This window comes from Olivibacter jilunii, from assembly GCF_900607235.1.
GTDB classification, from domain to species: Bacteria; Bacteroidota; Bacteroidia; order Sphingobacteriales; family Sphingobacteriaceae; genus Olivibacter; species Olivibacter oleidegradans.
This window is the reverse complement of record NZ_LR027851.1, coordinates 339245-365843: the sequence shown is the minus strand read 5'-3', so window position 1 is coordinate 365843 and position 26599 is coordinate 339245. Positions and strand designations below refer to the sequence as shown.

Here is a 26599-nt window from a genome sequence, read left to right as displayed (position 1 = left end):
GAAGTAACGAAAGTTGCGCATCACACACTATTTGTTATGTTAGGAACCACCAAGACAGGCTTTCAGTTACTTGTATTTAAGGTTAAAAAGTTACATTGATACCGAACAAAAAGGTTCTGGAAGATGGGTATGTTCCCATATCGATCAGATCGGTCGATTCCGGATCCAGCCCCTTATAATCTGTCCAGGTCAACAGGTTTTGCCCCGAAACATACACGCGCATATTTTTCAGCACCTTTGTATCTTTGATCAGCGATCCAAAAGAATAACCAAGCTCTACGTTTTTCAATCGTGCATACGATGCATCCTCCAGGATGATGCTCGAAACCCGGCTGCTGCCGTTGTCATTGAAAGTCACCCTCGGAATGGTGTTACTACTTCCTTCACCATCCCAGGCGCCAAGCACATCTGTCGTGTAGTTGAACGGTCGCGTATCAAAATCCAGTATCTTTCTACCGTCGTTATAGCGATCAACACCCTGCACACCTTGTATCAGCACGGCCAGGTCAAAGCCCTTGTACGCAGCAGTAAGGTTAAGTCCGTAGGTTAATTTAGGAATAGGGTTTCCCATAAAATCACGATCCTGATCATTGATCATGCCATCACCGTTTAGATCTTTAAAACGGATATCGCCCGGTTTTTGCGTCGGATTCGAAACACCGGACAAATGACTGTTCACTTCCGCCTGGTTTTGATAAATTCCCTCCACCACATAGCCGAAATAGGCATTCAAAGGATTACCTACCTGCGTACGCGTTGCCGTACCACTGATATAAGGTACATTCGGATGTAACTTCACCACTTCATTCGATAGGGTTGCGAGGTTTGCGTTCAATCCATAGCGGAAACCACCGGCCGTACTATTCCGGTATCCCAGTGAAAACTCAAACCCTTTGTTCTTTACCTGCCCTGCATTAACGATGGTAGGTTGCACGTTCCCCACCAAACTGGGAAGCGAAATTGGCAAGAGGATGTCGCGTGTATCCTTTATAAAATAGTCGGCCGAGAAAGAAACATGATCTCCAAAGAACGACGCATCCAAACCGATATTATGCTGTACAGTGGTTTCCCATTTCAGATCGGGATTTCCGTAACGATCAATCAGGTAGTTCTCACCCACCCGTTTCATCAAGGTCAGATACGCATAATTATCAATCTCCTGATTTCCCAGCGTACCGGTACTCGCGCGCAGACGAAGATCGCTAATCCACTTCACGTTTTGCATAAACTGTTCTTTGCTGACCGTCCATCCAGCAGAAACCGACGGAAAATAACCCCACCGATGGTTTTCACCGAAACGCGAAGATTCGTCCGCCCGCAGATTCGCTGTCACCATATATTTACCCTCATACTCATAACTTGCCGATCCGAAGATACTGAACAGCGCATATTCTGATCCCGATCCGCCGTTCCATACATCGAGCAAGGTACTACCATAATCCAGGTAGCGGAAAGTTGGTAAGGTATAATCGTAACGCCGACGAGACCCATTGATTGAAGCTCCATTATTCTTAATATATTCCGTTCCCGCCAGCGCGCTGATATGATGCGATCCAAATGTTTTATCATAAGAAAGCACATTATTCCAGGTCAAGGTGAAATCAGTTCCACGATCTTCATTTAAACCCTCTGGCCGATTAATCCGTCCCTTACCAAGGTCATTAGGGCCCGCGCTCCCATCATCGTCACCATAATTTTCAAAAAAGGCTTTGGTATGGTTTACATTGAGGTCGATCCCCACATTTGTTCGGAACTTTAATGATTTATCCGCAAGCAACGCATACTCGCCAAACACGTTGCCGAAGGTCTTGATCCGTGAGAACACATTATCGGTAAAATAAGCTGCCGCTACCGGGTTGCGGGTATATTCATATTTATTGCTCTCATAGCCCGTATTCACTTGGTTATTTCTGTAAAACGGCAAATCGGTAAAGGGATCAGCGGCAGACCAGGTTGGATCAGATGGATCTTTATACACGCTCAATAGCGGAGGTCTTAATAAAGCGTGCCTTATAATGCCCGGCGCATCACCTTTTGCCGATATCTGATCCCGCTTCGAATAGGTCATCTGCATGTTCGTACCAATTTTGAATCGGTCTGACAATGCACTGTTAACATTTACCCTAAAGTTAATCCGCTCGTATTTATCGTTATCGAAAATGACAATACCATTCTGCCGATAATAACCGCCCGAAATCAAGTACTGCGTTTTTTCCGTTCCTCCGCTGGCCGATAGCTCGACACTATTCGTCTTACCCGTTTCAAACAGCTCGTCCAACCAATCCGTATTGGCCAGATCGGTACGCGATTTATCCGCTGTATAGGGGTTCGTGCCCGTAATCCCCGAATTGTTCCATGCTTTTTCAAGCACATTCAGGTATTGCTGCGTGTTCAGCAACTTAGGCAGATTCGTAGCCTGTTGCAGCCCGCCAAAGTAATTTATATTAATAGAACTTTGCCCGATCTTGCCCTGTTTAGTGGTAATCACCACCACACCCGCTGACGCCCGCGAACCATAGATTGCGGCAGCCGAAGCGTCTTTTAGTACAGACATCGACTCAATATCAGAAGGATTCAGAAAAGTTATATCCCTAGACGGTACACCATCTACCACATAAAGCGGGTTATTATTGCCAATGGTACCTTCGCCACGGATTCTCACATTGATGCCGTCCCCCGGGGCACCACTGCTTTGCGTAATTTGCACACCGGCCACCTGGCCCTGTAGCGACTGCGCCACATTAGGCACCCGTCTCGACTCAACGTCCGTCATATTAACTGAAGCTACAGCTCCGGTAACCGAAGATCTCCGCTGAGAAGAATAACCTACCACCACTACCTCATCCAGGGCAGCAGCATCCTCCTTTAAGGTAATCACCAAATTGCCGTTGCCGGTAACCGTTATTTCGGTGAATAAGTAACCCGTAAAGGACACGGAGATTTGCTGTCCATTTTCAGCCGGCAAGGTGAATTGTCCGTTCACATCGGTAGATGTTACGGCCGTTCCGCCCTTTATGCGGACGGTTGCCCCTGGCAGTGGTTGACCGGCAGCATCCAGCACTTTTCCACTAATGCGCTGCTGCTGTCCGATTGCGCTAACAAGCTCGCCCTTCCCCTCAGCGGCGGTTGAAAGCGCCGGGTGCAGTACACACGGAAGCGCAGCCAGGCATAGTTTAACCCATAAGTTTTTACTGTTCATGATACAATTAGTTAGGTGTTAATTCATAATTTATTAGCAATAAATCGTAAAGTCTAGGAAAACCGGTTTTTCTGATTGGCTAAAAAAAAGGTTAGTCCGAAAGACGTTTCAAAACTAAATTAAAAAAACCAGTTTAGCAAGGTTATTTTCGAAGTTTTTTTGGTTTAATGCTCGATTCGCGAATAATCAATTTCGAGGGGATTACTTGTACGTTCGGTCCATGCGTGGAAGATTTGCCGTTGATCCGCTTCAATAAGTTGTCAAAAATAGCAGCGCTTAACTGCTCCAGGGGTTGTACAATCGAAGTAATGGAAGGTGTAAACAGCCGAAAGAGGTCGTGTTCATCGAATACAACAATACCAATTTGTTCCGGTATCTTCAAGCCCAGTTCACGGATAGCCTCCAACCCACTGATACATAAATAATTCGTTGCAAAAACAATCGCATCTATCTGTGGATGTGATTGAAGAAATTTAATAATCTCTTTTTTCCGACTGTCTCCTTCGTCATTATAATCCATTTCCAGTACGATAGGCGATTGGCCGCAAGTGCCGACACAGCTAAGGTAGCCATCCAGTCTTTCTTTCATCTGGCTTTGAGAAGAGGCCAGCGAAACAAAAGCAATATGTTGGAAGCCCTGCTTCAGGAGATGCTCACAGGCCTCCACCACCATTTCCCGGTTATTCGTCCCCACGTAATCCGTTTCCACTCCTTCCAGCATCCGATCGAAAATTACCACCGGTACACCATCGTCTATGATTGTCTTGATCTGTTCTTCTATATGTAAAGGAGGTGCAACGATAAAACCATCTACCTTCGTATCACGAAACAAATCCAACACCGAAAGTGCGGCTTGGGTATCGCCCAGCGTACTACTATAAATGATCCGGTAACCACTTTTTTTCGCCTGCTTCTCAATCATTAGCGCAATCGGCCCAAAGAAAGAGTCCCCAATATTTTCCACAATCAGACCTATGCTGTTCGATCTACCTGTTGCGAGGCTTTGCGCCATATAATTGGGTTTAAAACCGATTTCTTTGACATAGTTAAGCACCCGCTGCTCCTGTTCTTTACTTATCCTATGAGCTTCCGCTTTCCCATTGATGATAAAAGATACCGTAGATTTGGCAACTTTAAGATGTTTTGCTATGTCATTAATCGAGGGTTTCTTCTCCGCCATATCGCATTATATACGCCCTAATTGAGAAAGGCTTGAGCGAATGTCTCAATTTTTGGAGATATTTACAAGCGACACAGTCATTTTTAGCTGGAGGCAGTGAGCAATAGGCTGTAGGTTTTAAGGCATAAGGTTTGTGCTACTATTTTCATATTCATTGTATTTCAGTACATATTTATCTACATTTGTTGCAACACCTTCTCCAATACGATCAACAGATGATACATACCTTCACTGCCTTGAATCTTCAACATCTTTTATCCAAGATCGTTGGTAACCCAAAGCAATTTACTTTACAACATCGTCTATTTAACGCCTTTACTTTCATCGGCTTTGTTCTGGTATTGGGCACACTTATATTTAACAGTTTATCCGGCCTCTACTATTCTGCGTTAATTTCACTCGTCGCCGCAGTACTTCTTGGCGCAGCCTATTATCAATCAACCATCAAGAATCGATACTTAGAGACTTTTGTGATCATGGCCGTCTGCCTTAATTTGCTATTGGCCATCAATTATTTCTATAACGCAGGTGTCGCTGGCCCTACCCTCTTTCTTTTACTAGGTATTTATCTGGCAACCATGATGATATCGCCTAAGCATCAATACATTTTCTGGACTATTCTTCATAATACCTTAATAATTCTCTTGCTAATAATCGAATTTAATTTTCCCGATAGTATAAAAAGCACCTATACGAGCCGCTCAATTTATTTTTTAGACAATCTTATTACTTATCTTGTTGTGTCGTTATTGGTTGCGGCCGGTGTAATAACCTTCGTTTTTCATTACACAGTTGAACGCAAAACTGTAGAAAAACAATCCAAGCTTCTCGGCTTACTCAACGATGAAAAAATTCGCTTGATATCAATTCTTTCACACGATTTACGCTCACCGATCTCGGGCATACAATCCTACCTTGATCGTCTTTTTTATGAGAGTTTGACAACAGAAGAGAAAGAAATAATCGAACAACATCTTCTCGATTTAACAAATCGCACACAGCAGCTACTGAACAGTGTATTGCATTGGTCTAAAGATTACTACCATGTAGATCAAATGCAGCTATCTACCGTTGATCTCACCAAAAGTTTACGACATAGTTCAGAACTATACACACATCTCGCCCAGCACAAGCGAATAAAGCTTGTGCTAAATAGTAGTTCTCCATTGCATATTATAAGCAACGAAGCGATCACACAGCTTATCATCCGAAACTTAATTGATAACGCCATAAAATTCACTAAAGAAGGCGGAGAAATCCATCTAAAAACGCGTAAAGAAGGTAAAACCGCCCTTATCTCCGTCGCCGATAGCGGATCGGGAGAGAGTCAATCGGTCGCTGAAAAGATATCCAAATCCTTTGAAAATTCTGCAGACACGTATCGAATCAATAGTGGTTTGGGCCTGATGATGTGCAAACAATATACCGAGGCGTTAGGAGGCTCCATTCATTGTAACACAAACGCATTGGGAGGAACCACCTTTGTAGTACGACTTCCCCTGTCCTAGTCGATAAGCGTCTTCATCTTTCGGTATATCCAAACAGATTGAAAAGGCCCGCAAAAAATTCGGGGGAAAGAATCAGCTATGCCGTACCAATATCTGTAAAACCTTTAGTCAACTTAAGTGTTTTAGGAAGAAACTTATGCATTTCCTTGTGAAAAAACGCTTCATCATACTATTACCGGCAATATTTTTTGTAATCAGCGCTTCGGCTCAGCAAGACACCGCTAAGCTCAAAAACCAATTTTCTATTTTCAATCCGACACCCGAATCGCTCTTAAGAGACGAAATCGGGGCAGACCGTCCAGATGAAACCGAATCGCCTTATACCATAGATGCAGGACACTTCATGTACGAAGCGGATCTGTTCAACTATGAACGTCAGCGAACCGATGAAGCCATTCAATCCACTTATCTTTTGCACCAGGCAAATTTGAAATTTGGCTTAACGAATACGATGGATTTTCAGATCAAGGTACAAAGTTATGGCCGCCAACGCAGTCGCTCCATCTCTTCAGGAAACGTCCAGTCGAAGAGTGGCTTTGGTGATGTGATCTTGCGGTTAAAGCAAAATCTCTATGGGAACGATCACGGAAATGTCGCTTTCGGATGCATGGCCTATGTTAAACTACCCACAAACAACTATTCAGACAATAAAGAATATGAAGGGGGAATTATTATCCCGTTAGAATTAAAGCTGCCGGGTGAGTGGAAACTCGGTCTACAGGTAGAAGGCGATCGCTTGAAGGATGACGTTGGCAATGGTATGCATACGGAGTTTTTACAATCAGCCGTTATCAGTCATAAGGTGTTCAAAAATCTCAAAGGATTTTTGGAAACCTATTATACCTATGATTTCAAAGGGCATGAATGGCGTAATTTTATTGATATGGCCCTACAATATGAAATATCGAAAAAAATCATGGTTGACGGTGGATTGTATTATGGCCTACAGACTCAGGCAAGCAAAACGTACTTCTTTGGACTGCTTGTCGAGATATGATTTGGATGGCCCTTAGGGGTTAGTTTTTCAGCTTTCGGATATCAGCTTTCGGCTTTACTTGGTGTTACCGCTAATAAGGTTTATGCTATAAGCTCTAGGCTTTAGGCAGCACCAGCCATTATCAAATTGGCTAATTATTTCAGCTTTCAGCCATCAGCAGTCAGCTTTCGGCTATAACGGGGGTAACAAAAAAATTCATCACTCAACACTCATAACTCATCACTTATTTGCGTCGGCTTTCAGTCGCACTAGCCCTTCTCATGCTGAGCAAATTTTTATACGCTTGAAAAAACGATCAGGAAAGTGTATTTTTGTTTTAGAGGGATTACACAAATGGAACTGATAATAGATATAGATAAAATTAAGGATGCTTCCAAAAGAGAATGGCTTTTAAGCACTCTAAAATTAATGGGTATAAGATTTCAAACAAGCGAAGGAGCTCAGACTTTAGCAGAATATAATGAAGACCTTGAAAATGGAAATAATGAAATAGAACGTGGTGAATTTATTTCTGCGAAAGATCTAAAAGATCAAGCAGCCAAATGGTAGTTATTTGGAGCAAACAAGCCCAGGAAGAACTAAAGAAGGTTTTTAAAAAAATTTCTTTAGATTCATTGCAGAATGCTGAAAAAGTCAGGGATACGATTATCGATCTGACGCTAGCACTGCCATTACATCCAAAAAGTTTCCTCTCGATAAGTACAAAACCGATAATGATGGATCTTGGAGAGCCTTCGAAAAGTATCATTTACGCGTTTCATACCGGGTAATGCCTGACGAAATTAGAATCATAAGGTTAAGACATACCAAAAGAAATCCAAAGTTGTATTAAGCACTTTCACCGCTACTTATAAAGCAGTAAGCGATAGGCTCTAACCTGTAGGCACTAACGAATATAGCTACTGGTAAGGCCGTAAGCTATAAGCTTTAGGGTGTAAGGCTTGTGCATCACATTGGCTCATCATCAAATTGGCTAATTATTTCAGCTTTCGGCCATCGGCAGCCAGCTTTCCGCTATAAAGGGCGGCAACAAAAAAATTCCTGCCTACCGGCAGGCAGGCATTATTCATAATTATCTCGGCTATCAGCAATCAGCTTTCGGCTTTCGTTACCGCTTCCGCTACTATTATACGCAACGATTACTCTCTATTTAGTGATCGATTGCTTCAGGGCATGTTTCCAGATCCCAATGGCACTGGCCATTTCGTCTTCATTTAATGAACTATAACCAATGCGTATAAAATCGTATGGCATTGAACTAGTAGGTTGAAAAAAGTAATTACGGCCATCGCTAATCTTTAGTCCCAATTTCCTTGCATTATGGGCAACAGCGCCGGCGCATATCTTTTCTGTGTAGTGTGCCCAAATCGCTAAGCCACCATGCGGTCGCTCGAATGTCAGGTACTTTCCCAACTGCTCACTTAACAGCTGGCACGTATTTTCTAAGCGCCCCTGATAGATCTTATACGATTTCTTGATATGCCGCGCTATCTCTCCTGTGCTCAACAGTTCAGCGGTTGCTTCCTCCAATAACAGTTCGCCCTGCCGGTCTATCAACCTACGAATGGCGGCTGCTTCGTTTATTACTACTTCCGGGGCAACCATAAATCCAATACGGACACCCGGCGCGATACTTTTGCAAAAAGATCCGACATAAATAATATGTCCACCGGTATCCACCGTTGCTAATGGTAGAAGCGGGTTGCTTGTAAAACGATAATCAAAATCATAGTCATCTTCGAGCACTGCAAATCCATACTTATTGGCTAGATTCATAAGTTTCATGCGTCGTTCCGCACTCAAGGTAACCGTGGTTGGACGGTGGTGATGCGGAATAACGTAGATCATGGCCGGCACCTTCTTCTTACATAACTGATCAATCAGATCCACATCCATACCATCGTTATCAACCGGGATATATACCAGATCAGCACCGGCAAGCCTAAAGGTTTGGTTCGCATCAAAATAACCCGGTTCGGGCACAAATACGGTGTCTCCCGGTTGGATGAGTAACTGCGTAGCCAGGTAGATCGCCATCTGCGTTCCTTTCGTTATTAGTATCTCTTTTTCGGTAATCTGTAAACCTCTGGTACGATTTAAATATTTTGCAAGCTCAATCCGTAAACGATAAGAACCATGCTCCGGCCCATACTTAAGTAGTCGGTTTGTTATATGACCTTTCGCTAATCTTCTATACTCCCGGACGAGTTGCTCAATAGGTGCAATTCTGGGGTCCGGAAAACCATCGTCGATCTTATATAGCGGTAGAGGCGATTCAGGGTCATCTATATCAATACTTACCGTCTTTACGGGAGCTTTAAAAGACGGTTCCCTTTTCACCAATCCATAAGCAGGCTTTTTGCTTCGCGCCAGTACTTGGTTATTGTGGTCTGTCCTTTGCGTGGATATAGTGGGCAGGTTGCCGGACACGTAAACGCCGCTTCTGTCCTTGGTTTCTACCCATCCCTGCGCATCCAGTTCTTCGTAGGCAGCCACTACCGTTTTACGATTAAGGCGCAGGCTATGAGCCAGTTCGCGTGACGATGGAAGTGGTTCGCTGGGTTTCAGAATACCCCGACAAATCAACTGGATAATTTCCGACACTAACTGCAGGTACAATGGGCTATGCTGTCCGTCTTTTTTAAACGAAACTTCGAGGATTTTTTTAATCATAATTGGACCCCTATGTATTTTAAAATTGGACCATAATGGTGACCAAATTAAGCTATAGTTTTAACAATTAAAAAATGTTCATTACATAACGTTAAATTATTTTTTATGACTAACGCCGTCATCGAGACAATCTTAAGCCGTAGGTCTACCAAGTATTACGACGCTACGGCTACCTTAAGCGACGAACAGATTCGTGAGCTGGTACGAATCGGTACTACAGCGCCCACTTCCTTCCACATGCAAAACTGGCGCTTCATTGCCGTACGTTCAGCAGAAGCCAAGGCTCGGCTAAGTCCCATTGCCTGGCATCAGCCTGCTGTTACAGAAGCCGCTGTCACATTCATCGTATGTGGCCAGTTAGCCGATTCCAGTGTAATACCACAACGTTTGGCACCAGTTGTCGAAGCAGGCATTATGCCCGAAAGGTTAATACCTGATTGGGAAATCCCCGCACGAGATCTTTATGCCGATTATCCGCAGCGTCAACGCGATGAAGCCGTACGCACCGGTGCCATTGGCGCTACAACGATGATCTACGTAGCCAGATCATGGGGGCTGGGTTCCACTCCAATGATCGGTTTTGACGCAGATGCAGTGCACAAGGAATTCGGATTGGCAGAAAACGAAATACCCGTTTTATTATTATCCATAGGTGCTGAGCGTCCCGGAAACTGGGCACAAAAACCGCGTCGTCCAATCAGCGAAATATTGGATTTTGTATAACCTTATCATTTAATTTCAAATCCTAAGAAAATGGCAAGAACAGAAGCACTAAGACCGGAACAAGTACCGGCAGCGTCTAAACAAACCCTAGATACTTTTACCAAGAACATCGGGTTCACTCCCAATATGTTGTCCACCTTCTCGCAAAGTCCGATTGCCTTCAATGCATGGGCTACACTACTGGGTTCTTTAAGCAAGGCACTTGACGTCAAAACCCGTGATAGCATCGGCCTCACCGTGTCCGAAGTGAATGGCTGTAACTACTGCCTGACAGTTCATAGTTATACAGCTAAACACATGGCAAAGTTACCGGACGAAGAAATTATTCTTGCCCGCAAGGGACATGCATTCGATCCCAAACGCGATGCAGCCGTGCAATTTGCGCGGAAGGTCATCGAAACTCGCGGTAATGTAAATGACGCTGATTTGTCAGCAGTAAGAGATGCTGGATATACGGATGCCAACCTCATGGAAATCGTTGCACTGGTAGCGATGTATTCATTAACGAATTTCTTCAATAACGTCTTTGACCCCGACAAGGATTTTCCCACGGTCGCAGCGGCGGGATCCATTTAATAGCTATCCGATCGATCATCCTCTCCTATTAAATATTTTAAACAATTCAAAAACCAATATTAATTAACAGATTAAGAAAGGAAGAAGTTATGAAAGCAATTGTAGTTACAGACCAGGCTGCGGGTATAGCTGGCATGAAATTAATGGAGTGCCCTGAACCTCAGGGACTCGGTAGTTTTTCAGGTGCTAACTACGGTGACGTGGTTGTCCAGGTTTATGCATCGGGTTTTACGGGGGATGAGCTTTCGTGGCCGTCTACGTGGATTGATCGCCTTGGCCGCGACCGTACACCTTCCATCCCGGGTCACGAACTGGCCGGTGTGGTCGTCGCCCTTAATTATGGAACGACCGGGCTTTCCGTCGGACAACGGGTATTCGGCCTAACAGACTGGACTCGCGATGGTACGCTAGCAGAGTATGTAGCTGTTGAGGCGCGCAACCTTGCTCCACTTCCTGAGGAGGTTGATTTTACGGATGGAGCAGCTGTTGTGATGTCCGGTCTTACCGCATGGCAGGGGCTATTTGATCACGGCAAACTTCAGGCAGGCCAACGTGTCCTGATTCACGGTGCTGCCGGCGTAGTCGGTTCTATGGCAGTTCAGTTAGCACGTGAGGCTGGAGCATACGTAATTGGTACCGGCCGTGCTTCCGGCCGTCAGACAGCACTGGATTTTGGCGTGCAAGAGTTCATCGACCTCGATAATGAGCAGCTTGAAAATATCGACGCTGTAGATCTGGTTTTTGATGTCCTCGGCGGTACTATCGCAGAACGGTCTGCAAGCCTGGTTCGCCCCGGGGGACGATGGTCACGATAACCGGCCCAACCGAGGCCCGGCCGGTAGACGGAAAAACGATCGATTTTGTGGTTGTACCTGATCGTGCACAATTGACGGAGATTGCCGAGCGCGTACGGGAAGGAAAAGTACGTGCAAACATTGGTGACGTAGCAACGCTCGACGACGCAGTAACGATTTTCAACAAGACTGACCGAGCAAAAGGAAAAACAATTATCCGCGTACGTACGTAAAATAAGCTTTAGGGTAAGAGCTTTGCACTGGCACTTTCTAGTCGGCAGGCAGGTGCCGGTGCAAAGTTACTGCCACTAATAAGGCTGTAAGCTATAAGTTTTAGGGAGTTAGGAATTAGCTTTCGGCTTTCCTTTGTGCACTCACAACAAAAAAAATCATCATTTATTTCCAGCTTTCGGCCATCAGCAGTCAGCACTAACCCCTCTCATCATCACATTGGCTCATCATCACATTGGCTAATTATTTCAGCTATCAGCAGTCAGTTTTCCGCTATAAGGGGCGGCAACAAAAAATTCCTGCCTACCGGCAGGCAGGCATCATTCATCATTTATTTACGTCGGCTTTCAGTCGCACTAGCGCCTCTCATTATCACATTGGCTCATCATCACATTGGCTAATTATCACATTGACTCGTTAGTTAATTAAACTATTCAACAAACATAATATCACAGAACCCGGATTACCGGGTTCTGCCTCGGCTATTATAAGCTATCCACACTGGCAAGAATAGCTTCCTCTTTGGTACGGGGTTGCCAGTTTAAAATAGATTTGGCCTTTTCGTTGCTTAACTTTATATAAAAGGACTTGTCTGTATTCACCATGTCAGCAATATTAGTTGTCAATTGTGGTCTCTCTCGTTTAATCAGCTGTGCTACATCGTAAAAACTCATGACACCCGCTGATGTTGCCAAGAAACGCTGCCCTTTTGCTTGGGGATGCAACATTGCCTTGATATGAATGTCTGCTACATCACGTACATCTACAACGCCCATAGTAAATGCCGGGCTTTGCCGGGTTGTTCCATTAATGATTCCTTTGATTACCATATCTACAGAAGCGGAAGAAATAGCTCCCAGTATCGGACCGAAGATGCCCACTGGGTTAATAACGGACAGCTCAAGATTACCGCCCTCCTCTTCCATAAAGGTCCAAGCTGCTTTTTCCGCCACTGTTTTTGATTTTATATAGGGTGGAATTGCAGCAGTTGGGTCGGTCCAATCATCTTCCGTATACACATAGTTTTTCGAATCAATACTGTAACCAATAGCCGCAAAAGAAGAAGTCAAAACCACCCGCTTTACACCTGCGTCTCGCGCAACCCTTAACACCCTTAATGCACCATCACGTGCCGGTACAATCAGCTCATTTTCGTCTTCAGGTTCTTCCGCAGGGAAAGGTGATGCTACATGTAACGCATAATCACAACCCTGTACAGCTTCTGCCCATCCACTATCCTCATTTAAATCAGCCTCAAAGAAGGATAAATTGTCAAAATTGCTGATTCCACCCCTCATTAAAGCCTTAATAACGTCATCCTTTCTAGCAAAAGAACGAACGGTGGTTCTGACGCGATAATTTTTTTGCAATAACTGCAGTATCGTATGCACCGCTACAAAGCCGGTGCCACCGGTTACCAATACGGTTTGATTTTCCATTGTTTTCGTTTGTTTACCACAAAATTCTGCAATAAAACAACAGGTTATTTTGTTGCAAAGTCCAGATTAGCTTTGTTACAAGGTCCGTAACTAAATGTCTGCATTGCTTTATGTAGTGCTTTTTCGATGTGCTAGCTCGCTGGGGGTATAACCAAACTGCTTTTTAAACGCAAAAGAAAAATGCGATAAGTCTTCAAATCCAACTTCGAGATAAACCTCACTTGTTTTGAGATTATTTTTGCTTAACTGAAAATGTGCTTCATCCAATCGTTTTTTTCTCAACCAATTACGAGGTGTATCATGGAAGATGTTGTAAAAATCCCGTTTAAAAGATGAAAGACTCCGGCCTGTAAGAAAAGCAAAGCGCTCCAAGCTGATATTAAATCGGAAATTGCGATTCATAAACTCTTCTAAATCGATTTTCGCCGGCGCACCGAAGTTGAAAAAAATGCTTGCCAAGCCCGGATCGGCCCGCAAGAGAATCAACAACAACTCTTCGCGTTTGATGTCTGCAAAGACTTCGTCAATTGTTTCTTCACCATTATAATAAGGCTTTAACGATTGGATAAAATTAGCAATGAGGGTTTCTTTCTGTACAAAAACAAAGGAGTCATTATTAATCGTTGCAGAAAAATCAGTCGGATAGCGTTCCAAAAACTTTCTCAGAAAAGGTTCATCAAAGGTGATGATGATTTTCTCAAAGCGATCATGATCCTTGTATTTGGTATACCGTACCAAATGATTTTTCCGGGCAATGCAATAATCACCCGGTTGTAAGTTATAGGTCTTTCGGCCATCGTAAGCCACCATAGATCCACGAAGTAGGCAAAGAAAAAAATGATCCGAAATAAATTGCTCCGGTGAAATCTCGGGGCCTAAATGGCAGGACTGAATATTAGTGACACGCAAAATATCTCAATTTAATAATGCAAAGTTATTGAAAGTAGTTAACACCGGTCACTCTTTCAGCATACTCCCATAAATCGGCAGCTAACCTCGGATCATGCATATAAGCCGTAGAATGCTTCGAAAGTGCAGGATACCCAACATATTCATGCTCACCATCAGGTCCGTAGAAATCACCGCCTTTTACGGCTGGATCCGTGGCTGCAAACAAAGTAGGCAACGCTCCCTGCCACGGCTCCATCACGTTATCAAATTGGGCAAGTAATACTTCCAGTTCATCATTTGGAATGTGGCGTTGCAGGTCCGTGTGGGTAACACCCGGATGCGCCGCCACTGATAAAACGCCACTCCCCTTCTCCTGCAACCGACGGTTAAGTTCATTTGTGAAAATCACATCCGCCAATTTACTGACCGCGTATTCTCGCCAAGCGTCATAAGGCTTCTCTAATTTTAAATTATCGAAATCAATCCCTTCGGCGCGGATAGCCGCACCGCTTGACAAAGTCACGACCCGGGGTTTTCCTGCTTTCGCCAATAAGGGAAACAGAAGCCCTGTTAAAGCAAAATGTCCAAGGAAATTCACGCCAAATTGCAATTCAAATCCATCCTCCGTTTTAGCCGCGGGTGGTATCATTACCCCTGCGTTATTGATCAGCAGATCTAAGCGTTCATAACCGGTTTTGAATTGATCGGCAAAATGCCTGACACTTGTTAGACTTGCCAAATCAAGAATTCCTACCGCAAGCGAGCCGGCTCCGCTTCCCGTAGCTCGTATCCGCTCAATTGCTTGTTTAATTTTCTGCTCGTCCCGCGCTGCAATCGTAACCGATGCCCCTGCTTCGTATAAGGCTTTTGCTGTTTCAAAACCAACGCCCGTATTAGCACCGGTTACAATCGCTACTTTACCCGATAAATCAGGCATGTTTGTAGTTGTCCACATATTATTTCTATTGAATGTGACGCAAAATTCTCTAAAAAAGCAATAACTTATTTTGTTGCAAAGTCCAAATCTACTTTGTTATAAGGTTCATAAGCGCACCTATTTAAGTTATAACAACTAAATGACAATACCCGCCGGTTATTCGCAGTAGCAGCTTAGTTTTCAGCTATTAGCAGTTAGCTTTCGGCTTTCCTTTTAATGATTTCATTGTTGTTTTTAATTAAAAAATGATTTAACTTTTGGATAAAGCCAAAAGTTACAAACCGAAGCTTGCTTCGAGCTCATGAACTCCTTAAAAAGACTCAAGTGAATAAAGATCAAGGTTGCATAAGCTTCGTTAAAAAAAAACTAATCACCAATAACTAATAATCGGTTTAGTTTTTTAAACATTTCAATCCAGCCTTGATAAGCACCTGTTTCCTTAGCCTTGTCTTCAGAAACAGCCTCGTGGATGGTGGCCTCCGTTTTATTACCTATGGATTCGAAGGTCACGGTAGTCAGAATTTCACCTGGCCATTCTGCTGATGGAGCCAGCGCACGCCCGTTTTCATCGGAAAGTTGTATGGTAAACACCAGCTTTTCCGGCGGCTGTATCTCCAAATAAACCCCTGTAACCCAACCCTCACCATGCAAGGGGTGATGAATAGCGTAATGAAACCGACCTCCCTCTTTTACTTCGATGGACTTGTATTCAATGGTACATCCGTCCGGCGCGTACCAATGCTTAAGTTTTTCCGGGTCAGTCCATGCGTCGAAAACCCGATCAATGGGCGCATCAAATAAATGGGTAATTAAAAGTTCTTTGTCTGGAAACTTCATATTTATTGTTTTTTTTTATCCGTTAAAAATTTATCTAATTTCTCAAAGCGCTGGTTCCATAATTTGCGCGAGGCATTTACCCAATCAATTACCTCATCCAATTGATCTAGCCGTGCCTCACAAAATTGTTCACGACCTTTCTGAGTAAGCGATATCATGCCACATTCACTTAGCACTTTAAGATGCTTGGCAATCCCTTGCCTGGTAATTCCGGAATCCGCTACAATTTGACCAATATTCAAAGCCCCTCTTGATAACTTCTGAATGATCATCCTTCTCGTGGGGTCAGCAATCGCTTGAAAAACGTCTCTTCTTTCTATCATATACAACCATTTGGTTGTTCAAATATAAATACAACCGAATGGTTGTGCAAATTTTTCTTCACTTTTAATCATAACTTTTCAATCCGCAGCCAAACCGTCACTTACTCCTTTATTCAACAGCTCTATAGCTTTAGGGGTTAGCTGTTAGAAGACATCGACTATCGGATATCAGTTTCAGTCGCATTAGCCCTTCTCATTATCAAATTGGCTCATTATTTCAGCTTTCAGCCATCAGCAGTCAGCTTTCCGCTATAAGGGGCGGGAAAAAATTCCTGCCTACCGGCAGGCAGGCATCGCTCATCATTTGTATCGGCTTTTCTTCTATTAATTTTATTGTTATTTTTTTTAATTAAAATTTTCATTTTCTTTTCCCCTTGATGGGAAAAGAAACAAAAGGATCAAGGCTGCATAATTTTCGCTAAAAAATTTGCCCCTTCACACAACAGCGCGGAGCCGTTCGTCCCTCACTTCTTCACGCTGTTTCTTTTCCTCACTATGCAAATTTTTCTTAACGCTCATCTTATGAGGCCGTTTTGTCCTACACGCGAGAGCCCCGTGTGATTTCATCACGCGCAACACACAACAGGCAACTCAACAACTCAACCACTTCCCTACTCAACTATTTAACTTCTCAACAACTTAACTACTCAACAACTCAACCACTTCCCTATCCAACGGTTCAACGCCATTGACTAATTGACCAATTAACTAATCGGCTAATTGGCTAATCGGCTAATCGGCTAATTGGCTACTCAACAACTCAAAATAACGAAGACCAAAAGCGAACATTTGCTGTTCGAAAACGTGCAATGAAAAGGAGTAAAAACACAATCAAGACACTCAAAAACAACCAATTATAATTATGGCATTTAATTCGTGTGCGTTTAGCAAAGAACACAAATTATGCTAAACACGCTATCTATTTTTAATACAGTGAGAACTTTTATATGGATTGCTTATTTCCTGCTTCTGACAACTGACTCATTAGGCCAGTGGAAGCATACCGAAAAGTTTATCGATAAATATGCAAAAGCGAACCATTACAATGGAACCATTTTAGTAAAACAAGCAAACAAAACATACCTGAAGAGTTTTGGAACGGCCAATTTCCAATTTGACGTACCCAACCAACCGGATACGAAGTATAAGATTGCTTCCATTACCAAGCTGTTCACAGCCGTTCTGATTATGCAATTATACGAAGCAGGTAAATTGGACCTACATGCTACGATAAAAACGTATTTACCCAATTACACCGGAGCAGCCGGCGATAAGGCAAGCATTTTTCACCTTTTAACCGCCACCTCCGGTATAGAAAACAGCGAGGCCGGCGAAAACCCGAATGAAGTACCTTCCATGTTTTTGAAGAAGTACACCACCGGCGAAATTTTACAGCGATATTGTAGTGGCAAAATGGAAAACGAACCCGGCAAACATTATAGTTACAATAATGCAGATTATGTGATCTTAGGCAAAATTATTGAGGCAATTTATGGTAGACCCTATGAAGAAGTATTGAGAACCCAGCTATTGCAGCCCTTGAAGATGCATCATTCGGGGATGTGCTCCTATCAACAAGTAACAGAAAATCTTGCCGCTGTTTATAGCATAGATGAGAGCTCCAAAGAACTAAAAAACGATCCATTTTATTATATCGAAAACTTCTATTCAGCCGGAGCGATGTACTCCACCGCCGAAGACCTTCTATTGTTTTCAGAAGCGTTATATAACGGTGGATTACTGGCTGATTCAAGTTTAAAGATGATGCTGACGCCCTATTTAGAATCCTATGGTTTCGGTTTATGGATCCGAAAATTACAGATCAATAATCGCGAAGTTGTTATGAATGAGCGGCAGGGCTCCATTTGGGGAACAACAACACGGCTACTGTATATCCCACAGGAGAAAATTACGATTATACTCCTTACCAATATGTATACCACCAGCCTTAACACCTTTCAAAACGAGATTATAAAGACCTTAATTCATTAGCCAGAACACATTAACCGGTTATTATACATTACCGTCGCGCGCTACGCAACATGGGCCGTAAAACCGGTGAATTGCCTGATTGGATTTCGCCAATAACTTCAAAACCATGTTGCTCATATAGTGGTATATTCTTCGGGTTCGAAGATTCAAGATAGGCGATCAATCCATCCCTGTCGACGGCCTTGAGCGCCTCCGCCATCAATGCGGAGCCCACTCCCGCCCCTTGAAAGGCCGGGTCTACACCTATCATCGGCAAATACCAGTGCGGCTCGGTTGGATGAAATTTCTCCATCTGTTCAAAAATCCCCGGCATGTCTTTTTTCACCGCCCCTTCCACATTTTCATCGAACAGCTTCATTAAAGCTTCCTCATCAGATCGGGCACCGGGTCGCAGCCACAAAGCAGCACCGGCAAAGCCATTAGCCAGGTAGGCTGTCCCCTCAGTAAATGAGTTTCCGCCAAAGGCCTTGGCTAAGGCGGGAAATACGGCTAAATATTTTGCGGGGTCCGGTAAAGACCAGCGCGCCATCGGATCAGCGCTGAAAGCTAAAGTCAATGCAGCGAAGGCACCTGCTTCGTCCGATATTTGAGCAATCTTGATCTCCATAGGCCATTTCTTATTTCCAAGCTCGTTGGTCTATCCAATAATAAACACCGTTCTCCCCGGTTTGTTTCTTTTGAGGTTTTTATTGTTATCCCTTGCTATGGTTTAGCTATCGGATGTCAGCGATCAATAGGTGTAAGCTTTTAAGGCCGTATGCTATAAGCTGTAGACTTTAGGTATCACCAGCCCCATCATGACATTAGCTCATCATCACATTAGCTCATTGGCTATTTCCAGCTTTCAGCCATCAGTAGTCAGCTTTCCGCTATAAGGGACAACAAAAAGACTCATCATTCAACACTCATAACTCATCACTTATAAAATGCTCATCATCACATTGGCTCATTGGCTATTTCCAGCTTTCAGCCATCAGCAGTCAGCTTTCCGCTATAAAGGGCGGCAACAAAAAATTCCTGCCTACCGGCAGGCAGGCATCGCTCATCATTTGTATCGGCTTTTCTTCTAATTTTCATTGTTATTTTTTTTAATTAAAATTTTCATTTTCTTTTCCCCTTGATGGGAAAAGAAACAAAAGGATCAAGGCTGCATAATTTTCGCTAAAAAATTTACCCCTTCACACAACAGGCAACTCAACAACTCAACCACTTCCCTACTCAACTATTTAACTTCTCAACAACTTAACTACTCAACAACTTAACTACTCAACAACTTAACTTCTCAACAACTTAACTACTTCCCTATCCAACGGTTCAACGCCATTGACTAATTGACCAATTAACTAATTGGCTCATCGGCTAATTGGCTCATCATCACATCGGCTAATCGGCTCATTAACTAACCTCACAATGAATAACGAGCAACCAATAACCAATAACGAATAACTAACAACGAATAACCAATAACTAATAACTAATAACTAATAACTAACAACCAATAACGAGCAACCAATAACCAACAAACTCCATCAACATTATTTCACCGTTATACTTTTTCTTTCCGTGGTATGTGCACTAAAATATCCCAATGATGTGGGTGTGATATTCGTAGGTGGGTCTGCCGGGGTTACGCTTCCGCCCGGGCCATCGCTTCCCTGCTGCGAGGCCAATGAATACCAATAGGTGTAAATTGGCTTATCGATACATTGCATCTCCACCTCAACACGGTCGCCCGGAAGTACTTCTAAATCATCGTCATCATCGCCTAAAGGTAGATCCAATTCAACAGAACGTCCGTCGCTAAACCGATCGTCATTCACAAAATCGCGTTTAACAAGTACGCCGTTCAAGTATAAGACAAACCGGTATTGATTAGAAACGCCTGGAGGATCCTGATAATGGACACTGATTATCCGCGCATTTTCATTATCTCCGAATTCATCCTTTCGGGCGGTTATCGAATCCAATTTTACCCGGGAAGGCATTTTTGACCGGGCACTAAACGTTGTATCTCCCGTAAGCACCTTCAACGAATAAGTTCTTCCATAAACACCAGCCACCGTATCGGTTGTATATATACCGGCGGGGCCCTCCTTAAATATATAAGTGTTACCCGCGTCGTCTTCCACACTAACTTGCGCTCCCGTCACAGGGGGATAGGTATTTGGTTCCGAGAAACGAACGTTGGTGCTAAGCCGAACAGTTTGCGCCCCCTGTTGATCATGAAAGTTAGCCTCTATCACCAGGCGTCCTATATCATCTCGTAGCTCGAGTTCAATCACCCTTTCGCAGGAGCTTAGAAAAGAAACGATAAGGAGATAAATGATGCAGTTTATTGAATTTTTCATCCGTGCTTGTATAAATGTTAAAATTTAAAGTTCCAGGTTACAGAAGGTATCGGTATGGGAAACAGACTCGTCCGTACCGCCTCAGTAGTATTTGGATTGGTCTTGCTATCCCGAAAAGTAATTGCATAAGGATTGTGGTAGCCATATACGTTGTAAATACTAAAAGTCCAGCTCGAGTGATAGCGCTTATGCTCTTTTCCTTCCAGCGTAGCCCCTATATCCAGCCGGTGCGTAGCGGGTAGGCGATACCCATTGCGTTCCGAATAAGAAAACCTGGTTCGATCGCCGAGGCTATACTTGCCGGTAGGATAAGTAACCGCATTGCCCGTTCCGTATATAAACGTACCGGAGAAAGTCCAACGATCGTTTAATTTGTAAATTCCCACGATTGAAAGATCATGCGTTCTATCCTGCCGTGCAGGGTAATAATTACCTTGGTTTATTGCATCAAACTTTCTTTCCGTGCGTGATAAGGTATAACCGATCCAGCCATTGAGTCGGCCGCGTCTCTTTTTCACAAATAACTCCATGCCGTAAGCCCTTCCCGTACCATAGGTTAACTGTGATTCAGCATCCTGATTAACCATCAGTTCAGCACCGTCTTTATAGTCGATCTGGTTTTGCATCCATTTATAATAAACTTCAGCAGAGAATTCGTAATTATTATCGCTGAAATTCCGGAAATATCCGGTTGATAGCTGATCGGCAATTTCCGGCTTAATATTATTACTACTCATCACGTACAGATCAGTAGGCGTACTACTGGTAGAGTTGCTGAGCAAGTGTATATTTTGCGTATTGCGATTATAGGACAACTTAACCGAAGTCCGATCGTTCAACAGATAACTAGCAGAAAACCGTGGCTCCAGCATAAGGTAGGATTTCACCAGATCGCCTGAGCCAACTGCTGTAGTTGTTGAGACCGTCCCATCCGGATTGTATGTTTTAAACGTTCCGGGGCCCATCACAAACATCCCATTCAAGCGTAGCCCATAAAGCAATGTAAGCTTATCAGTTGGCCTCCACTCGTCGCTCGCGTAAATTGCAGCCTCATAACCGTATCGATCTTCTACATGAAGATCATTAAAACTGGAATTAGCGCTAGCGCGGACATCACCCGGCGATATTTTGTGATGCACCACATTTGCGCCAAATTTGATGGCATGATTACTATTTAGTGTGTACTGAAAATCCTGTTTCAGATTAAAATCCCGTATACGCGAGGTAATCTTAACATCCTCCTCATTTTGAAACTGTTGAACGGCGTACCGATAATTACTGTAAATCAGGGAAGTATTAGAAAACAGCTTACTGCTGAACAAGTGATTAAACCGTATAGTAGCCGTGCTGTTGCCCCAATCCGTCCCGAAGATATCTTGCACGCCCAATACGTCCTTACCGAAATACCCCGATAAATAGAGCGCGTTCTTGTCGTCAAAATGATAATTGGCTTTGGCGTTCAGATCATAAAAATATAAGGTACTGCTATTAACCGTAGAATCTGAGGAAGCCTTCAGAAATAGGTCCACATATGTTCTGCGGCCGCTTATCATAAAAGATCCTTTATCTTTCACAATCGGCCCTTCCACCTTTAAACGCGAAGCAATCAATCCCAGGCCACCCTCAACGGTAAATCTTTTATTATTGCCCTCATTCATCTTTACATCAAGCACAGATGATAAGCGCCCTCCGTATTCAGCGGGCATCCCGCCTTTATAAATACTCACGTCTTTGATGGCGTCCGAATTAAAGGTAGAGAAAAAGCCCAGTAAATGAGATGCGTTATAGACAGGCGCTTCATCCAGAAGAATAAGGTTCTGGTCGGCAGCACCACCCCGAACGTAGAACCCCGTGTTCCCTTCTCCTCCCGATTTAATGCCGGGCATCAGCGTGACTGTCTTTAAAATATCCCGCTCACCCATTACCACGGGCACCATATTGATCTGTGCCATATTGAGTTTCTCTACCCCCATCTGTGGCGATCGGATTTGATCATGATCTGAACGATCTGCCCGGATAACCACTTCCTCTAATGTACCCCTCGGTGTAAGCGATACGTTCAACGTTTGATTGCCATGCAATGAAACCTTTTCAACAACCGTTTCATAGCCTATATAACTAAACAACAAGGTGTGTTCTCCTTCCACGGGGGAGAGCGAATAAAAGCCATAGCTATTGGTGGTAGTACCTAAAGCACTAAAGCCCTGCACCCTTATGGACGCCCCGATAAGGGTCTCTCCTGTGCTGGCATCTTTGATCGTTCCATGGATCGTGAATTTCTTTTGCGCATAGCTACTTAAGCCTGGAAGTAGCAGGATAATTAAAAACAGTGATCTACTCATTAAATATAATTGATGTCGGTGAATGTGATACGTTGCTATTAGCCGAGGATAGTTACTCGTTATAATTCATAAGCCATGTTTTCGCAGCAGATCCCTTCTGCTCGTAATAATTTTTCAATTGTTCGCGGATGCAGATCGGTTGAGACAAGCCGCAAGACTCTGTCGCAATCCGTAAGATCAAAACTCCATTGCCTAACCTTACCGGTTGATTCTAAAAGAGCGGCTAGCCGATTTACATCGTCCATACAATCAACGTCTGTTTTAAAAATTAGCACCTGATCCATAATCTCTTTTTTTATTTGAAAAATCCCGCCTGTTGCTCGGAATTAGTGTGGGACAAATGTATATGGCGGTATCATGGCCGGCTGTTTTTTTATACAAAGGGGGGTGGTTTTTTATACCAAATCCGGCTATTGGTCTCATTTGTATACCATCCCCGAAAGACCGGTCAGAAGCATCCCCTAATACGGTGAAAATGGTAGGTTTATATAAAAAAAAGGTACGTTTGTATAAAAATCAGTTTACGACAACAATCTTTTACCTTACTTTGGTATAGCATAATTGGGTGTGCTCACGAATATTGTAAATGAAAGACAATTCCTCCCGACAACACTGGTTTGTAGATTTTCTTGTCGAAGACAAGTATCGGATTTATCGGCATTTACTGATCTGGATTTACATCATCTTAACTGAAATTCCGAATTTCAATGGAACAAAGAAGTATGCAGGAAATTACGACCTATTTTATGGTGCTACAAAATTACTGCTATTTATACCGATGGTGTATATGAATATGTATATTCTTGTTCCCAAGCTATTGTTCAAAGACCGTTATTTCGTTTACTTATTTACGATCCTGATGATGATCCTGATCATGATATCGATCATGCAGGTGCTGTCAAACGGTATCTTCGACTACTTTTTCAAAACCTATCGATTGACAAACGATCAGGAGAATTACGGCCCACTTGCTACCATCATAGATAATTTGAACATATTGGGCATAGCCGTAATAGCCTCCACCTCAATTAAGCTATTGCAGCGGTGGAAAAAAGACTCCACACGGATTAATGATCTGGAAAAAAACACCTTGCAGATTGAGCTTCGCGAACTAAAAAACCAGATAAACCCACATTTTCTGTTTAACATGCTCAACAACGTCAATGTACTGATTTCAAAAGATCCACAAAAAGCCTCAACCGTTATCAAGAAGCTATCTCAGTTTTTGCGCTATCAACTCTATGAAACTCGTGGACAGACCGTATCATTACAGTCAGAAATTGAATTTTTACGGGATTTCTTAGCACTGGAAAAAATTAGGCGTGACGAATTTAGCTTTGAAATTACCAACGAACAACCTACCGATTTATTGGACACTTCAATACCCCCCGGTCTTTTTCTTACTTTTGTAGAAAACGCCGTGAAGCACAGTGCAGATACCGAAGCGCCTTCGAGCATTTCATTATGTTTTAAAAACATCGGAAAAAGGTTGATCTTTACCTGTGTCAATACAAAACCGAATGAACCTTTTTTTATACGAACGGGTGGGCTGGGACTTGCCAACATCATTCGTCGATTAGATTTATTATATGGAAAGAGCTACAAACTTGACATCGACAATGGGGACGATTTATATAAAGTAATCTTAAGTATACCGATATGAATTGTATTATCGTCGACGATGAGCCATTGGCCAGGGAAGGGATACTATTGCACCTGCAAGGAATTCCGGATATCGTCATATTAGGCAGTTTCAACAGTGCAAGAAAAGCCCATGATTTTATCAGCAACAATCCCGTCGATCTTATTTTTTTAGATGTAGAGATGCCCGGAATAAACGGGGTAAATTTTGCCGCATTACTTCCGAAGGAAATATTAGTGATTTTTGTTACCGCCTACTCCGAATATGCTTTAGAAAGTTATGAAGCCGATGCGATCGATTACCTCGTAAAGCCGGTTGAAAGAGAACGATTAGAGCGAGCCATCGCAAAGGCGTTTTTCTATCGCGGCCTTTTAGACAAGCAAGGGATTACAGAAAGTATCGAAAGTGATTTTATCCTTATAAAAGCCGAGCGGCGCTACCACAAAATTTTCTTCGACGATATTTTGTATGTTCAGGGATTAAAAGATTACGTCGTGATCTTTACAGAAAATAACAAGATCGTCACCGCCATGAACCTGAAGACAATTTCCGGATACCTAAAGCCCGGTCGTTTTGTCAGAGTGAGTAAATCTTACTTGGTAAACCTCAAGCGCATCGATTCGTTTGATGTGCACACTATTTATATAAAAAATGCCGAAATCCCGATCGGCGAAGTTTTCAAGAGGGCTTTTTTTGAAATATATCTAGGTAAAAATCTCCCCGATAGCTTGTGATTAGCTGTCAGCCATCAGCAGTCAGCTTTCGGCTATAAAGGGCAGCAACAAAAAATTCCTGCCTACCGGCAGGCAGGCATCACTTATTTCCACGAACGCGCATTTACAAAACCAATTCGTACCTAACAGATCTGCCGGCACCAATTTGATTTAAAATCCCTATAGCATGCAAATGCTGTAAATCTCGCGTAGCAGTTGCTTTAGAAGTTTTAGCTATCGCCATGAACTTTTTAGCCGTCATTCCACCTTCAAAGCCCTCCAATCCATTTTCCAGCATTCGTTTAATGACCTTTAATTCCCGCTCATTCAGAAGAGCGGTAAACCGATCAAAAAATTTGGCCTTTTTTACGGTGAACTCAACCAGCTCTCTTGCATTTCGTTGTGCCTCTACTATAACCTGCGTAAAATAATGAATCCATGCTGTTAAGTCTAAGCCCGCTTGTGCCTGCTTTAGTGCATCGTAATATTGCTTTTTGTCTTTTTCAATGGTTTTAGATATGGATAGCAAAACAGGGCTCCCGAGTGTGTTGGAGAGTGTATATTCGGCCAGGGCTCTTCCAACGCGTCCGTTTCCATCTTCAAAGGGATGGATAGATTCAAAATAAACATGGGCTACTGCAGCCTTTAACAAAGCCCGCATGATGTCGTCTTTTACGTCAAAATGATCGCGGTGAAACCAGTCCATAAACTGTTCCATCTCTTTTGGCACTTGGGAAGATGGAGGTGCCTCGTAATGTATAGTCTCTTTTCCATAAGCGCCCGAGACAACCTGCATCGGCTCTTCACCTTTACGCCATTCGCCTCCACTAATTTTGGGAAAGCCCTCCATTAAAAGTTGATGCCAATGCCGGATCATATTGAGAGACAACTTTTCCGCAGCATCTGTTCTAACAGTGGTCATCAATTTAGCTATCCCGGTCGCTCGCTTATCGCGAACGGGAGCTTCATCATTTAACCCTAAATTTCTCTTGATAGAAGACATAACATCTTCACGGCTCATAAATTCTCCTTCGATTTCAGATGTTTTGATGGCCTCTGCTATCAGAACCTCTATTAGAGCCTCCTGCCTCAACTCATCATTCAAGCCGGTTATAAGACCACCTATCAATCCGAGTTCCTTCGCAAATGCAACACCGGTAGATGCCAGGTGTGTTGTTGAATAGGTAAAATTGGGCCAATCTTTATATTGCCAGTTGTACATAATGAGCCGATTAGCATAATTAATCGGCTCAA

General features: G+C 43.2%; 25 protein-coding genes. 11 read left to right on the top strand and 14 right to left on the bottom strand.

From position 1 onward, the window contains the following. Positions 1–82 precede the first annotated feature (82 nt). Together E0E36_RS15475 and E0E36_RS15470 are read right to left on the bottom strand one after the other, a co-directional pair. The gene (locus E0E36_RS15475) at positions 83–3199 is read right to left on the bottom strand and encodes a SusC/RagA family TonB-linked outer membrane protein (RefSeq protein ID WP_130856696.1); all 3117 of its coding nucleotides are present in this window, start codon (positions 3197–3199) and stop codon (positions 83–85) included. A 142-nt stretch (positions 3200–3341) separates the two neighbouring features. After that, on the bottom strand, positions 3342–4379 hold the full coding sequence (locus E0E36_RS15470; RefSeq protein WP_130856695.1) for a LacI family DNA-binding transcriptional regulator: 1038 nt from the start codon (positions 4377–4379) through the stop codon (positions 3342–3344). A gap of 215 nt (positions 4380–4594) precedes the next feature. On the opposite strand from E0E36_RS15470, the gene E0E36_RS15465 reads away from it, so the two are divergent. The 4 genes from E0E36_RS15465 to E0E36_RS28375 all read left to right on the top strand — a co-directional run bounded on the left by E0E36_RS15465 (position 4595) and on the right by E0E36_RS28375 (position 7654). After that, complete coding sequence (locus E0E36_RS15465; protein WP_130856694.1) at positions 4595–5887, top strand: sensor histidine kinase; 1293 nt, start codon at positions 4595–4597, stop codon at positions 5885–5887. A 148-nt stretch (positions 5888–6035) separates the two neighbouring features. Further along, positions 6036–6884: a transporter gene (locus E0E36_RS15460; protein WP_165447005.1), complete on the top strand. Its 849-nt coding sequence runs from the start codon at positions 6036–6038 to the stop codon at positions 6882–6884. Positions 6885–7217: 333 nt separating this feature from the next. Then, entirely contained in the window at positions 7218–7433 is a 216-nt protein-coding gene (locus E0E36_RS15455; RefSeq protein WP_130856692.1) for a hypothetical protein, read from the top strand. Then, on the top strand, positions 7427–7654 hold the full coding sequence (locus E0E36_RS28375) for a type II toxin-antitoxin system RelE/ParE family toxin (protein WP_207303773.1): 228 nt from the start codon (positions 7427–7429) through the stop codon (positions 7652–7654). Before E0E36_RS15455 ends, E0E36_RS28375 begins: the two co-directional genes overlap by 7 nt. A 376-nt stretch (positions 7655–8030) precedes the next feature. Here the strand turns inward: E0E36_RS28375 and pdxR are convergent, their stop codons facing one another. Further along, positions 8031–9557, bottom strand: coding sequence for a MocR-like pyridoxine biosynthesis transcription factor PdxR (gene pdxR / locus E0E36_RS15445; protein WP_130856691.1), 1527 nt, complete (start codon positions 9555–9557; stop codon positions 8031–8033). Positions 9558–9662: 105 nt separating this feature from the next. Here pdxR and E0E36_RS15440 point away from each other — a divergent pair, with 105 nt between their 5' ends. From E0E36_RS15440 to E0E36_RS27945, 4 genes are all read left to right on the top strand, one after another. Then, positions 9663–10280 carry a nitroreductase family protein gene (locus E0E36_RS15440; protein ID WP_130856690.1) on the top strand — a complete coding sequence of 206 codons (618 nt, stop codon included), beginning with the start codon at positions 9663–9665 and terminating at the stop codon, positions 10278–10280. A 30-nt stretch (positions 10281–10310) separates the two neighbouring features. Beyond that, positions 10311–10856 carry a carboxymuconolactone decarboxylase family protein gene (locus E0E36_RS15435; RefSeq protein WP_130856689.1) on the top strand — a complete coding sequence of 182 codons (546 nt, stop codon included), beginning with the start codon at positions 10311–10313 and terminating at the stop codon, positions 10854–10856. Between the two features lie 89 nt (positions 10857–10945). Then, positions 10946–11671: an NADP-dependent oxidoreductase gene (locus E0E36_RS15430; RefSeq protein WP_207303772.1), complete on the top strand. Its 726-nt coding sequence runs from the start codon at positions 10946–10948 to the stop codon at positions 11669–11671. Then, the gene (locus E0E36_RS27945) at positions 11659–11883 is read left to right on the top strand and encodes a hypothetical protein (protein WP_207303771.1); all 225 of its coding nucleotides are present in this window, start codon (positions 11659–11661) and stop codon (positions 11881–11883) included. The genes E0E36_RS15430 and E0E36_RS27945 overlap by 13 nt, the downstream gene beginning before the upstream one ends. A gap of 483 nt (positions 11884–12366) precedes the next feature. On the opposite strand, the gene E0E36_RS15425 is transcribed toward E0E36_RS27945, so the two are convergent. The 6 genes from E0E36_RS15425 to E0E36_RS27800 form a co-directional block, all read right to left on the bottom strand. Next, the gene (locus E0E36_RS15425) at positions 12367–13320 is read right to left on the bottom strand and encodes an SDR family oxidoreductase (protein ID WP_130856688.1); all 954 of its coding nucleotides are present in this window, start codon (positions 13318–13320) and stop codon (positions 12367–12369) included. A 108-nt stretch (positions 13321–13428) separates the two neighbouring features. Continuing rightward, complete coding sequence (locus E0E36_RS15420; protein ID WP_130856687.1) at positions 13429–14229, bottom strand: helix-turn-helix domain-containing protein; 801 nt, start codon at positions 14227–14229, stop codon at positions 13429–13431. A 25-nt stretch (positions 14230–14254) separates the two neighbouring features. Next, positions 14255–15166, bottom strand: coding sequence for an oxidoreductase (locus tag E0E36_RS15415; RefSeq protein ID WP_130856686.1), 912 nt, complete (start codon positions 15164–15166; stop codon positions 14255–14257). 348 nt (positions 15167–15514) lie between these two features. Further along, on the bottom strand, positions 15515–15985 hold the full coding sequence (locus tag E0E36_RS15410) for an SRPBCC family protein (protein WP_130856685.1): 471 nt from the start codon (positions 15983–15985) through the stop codon (positions 15515–15517). Positions 15986–15987: 2 nt separating this feature from the next. Then, on the bottom strand, positions 15988–16308 hold the full coding sequence (locus E0E36_RS15405) for an ArsR/SmtB family transcription factor (RefSeq protein WP_130856684.1): 321 nt from the start codon (positions 16306–16308) through the stop codon (positions 15988–15990). 224 nt (positions 16309–16532) lie between these two features. Then, on the bottom strand, positions 16533–16670 hold the full coding sequence (locus tag E0E36_RS27800) for a hypothetical protein (RefSeq protein WP_165447004.1): 138 nt from the start codon (positions 16668–16670) through the stop codon (positions 16533–16535). Between the two features lie 541 nt (positions 16671–17211). Between E0E36_RS27800 and E0E36_RS15400 the strand changes: the two genes are divergently transcribed. Then, entirely contained in the window at positions 17212–18300 is a 1089-nt protein-coding gene (locus E0E36_RS15400; RefSeq protein WP_130856683.1) for a serine hydrolase domain-containing protein, read from the top strand. Between the two features lie 28 nt (positions 18301–18328). Here E0E36_RS15400 and E0E36_RS15395 read toward each other — a convergent pair whose 3' ends face one another. The 4 genes from E0E36_RS15395 to E0E36_RS15380 all read right to left on the bottom strand — a co-directional run bounded on the left by E0E36_RS15395 (position 18329) and on the right by E0E36_RS15380 (position 23274). Beyond that, positions 18329–18829 carry a GNAT family N-acetyltransferase gene (locus E0E36_RS15395; protein ID WP_242627239.1) on the bottom strand — a complete coding sequence of 167 codons (501 nt, stop codon included), beginning with the start codon at positions 18827–18829 and terminating at the stop codon, positions 18329–18331. Positions 18830–19835: 1006 nt separating this feature from the next. Beyond that, the gene (locus E0E36_RS15390) at positions 19836–20648 is read right to left on the bottom strand and encodes a DUF4249 domain-containing protein (protein ID WP_130856681.1); all 813 of its coding nucleotides are present in this window, start codon (positions 20646–20648) and stop codon (positions 19836–19838) included. Positions 20649–20665: 17 nt separating this feature from the next. Further along, positions 20666–22990 (bottom strand): TonB-dependent receptor, encoded by a 2325-nt coding sequence (locus E0E36_RS15385; protein WP_130856680.1) that lies wholly within the window; start codon positions 22988–22990, stop codon positions 20666–20668. Between the two features lie 59 nt (positions 22991–23049). After that, positions 23050–23274: a hypothetical protein gene (locus tag E0E36_RS15380; RefSeq protein ID WP_130856679.1), complete on the bottom strand. Its 225-nt coding sequence runs from the start codon at positions 23272–23274 to the stop codon at positions 23050–23052. Positions 23275–23576: 302 nt separating this feature from the next. On the opposite strand from E0E36_RS15380, the gene E0E36_RS15375 reads away from it, so the two are divergent. Both E0E36_RS15375 and E0E36_RS15370 read left to right on the top strand, forming a co-directional pair. After that, the gene (locus tag E0E36_RS15375) at positions 23577–24653 is read left to right on the top strand and encodes a sensor histidine kinase (protein WP_130856678.1); all 1077 of its coding nucleotides are present in this window, start codon (positions 23577–23579) and stop codon (positions 24651–24653) included. Further along, positions 24650–25366 (top strand): LytR/AlgR family response regulator transcription factor, encoded by a 717-nt coding sequence (locus tag E0E36_RS15370; RefSeq protein WP_130856677.1) that lies wholly within the window; start codon positions 24650–24652, stop codon positions 25364–25366. Before E0E36_RS15375 ends, E0E36_RS15370 begins: the two co-directional genes overlap by 4 nt. Before the next feature lie 103 nt (positions 25367–25469). Here E0E36_RS15370 and E0E36_RS15365 read toward each other — a convergent pair whose 3' ends face one another. Continuing rightward, positions 25470–26567 carry a Fic family protein gene (locus tag E0E36_RS15365; protein WP_130856676.1) on the bottom strand — a complete coding sequence of 366 codons (1098 nt, stop codon included), beginning with the start codon at positions 26565–26567 and terminating at the stop codon, positions 25470–25472. Positions 26568–26599 lie beyond the last annotated feature (32 nt).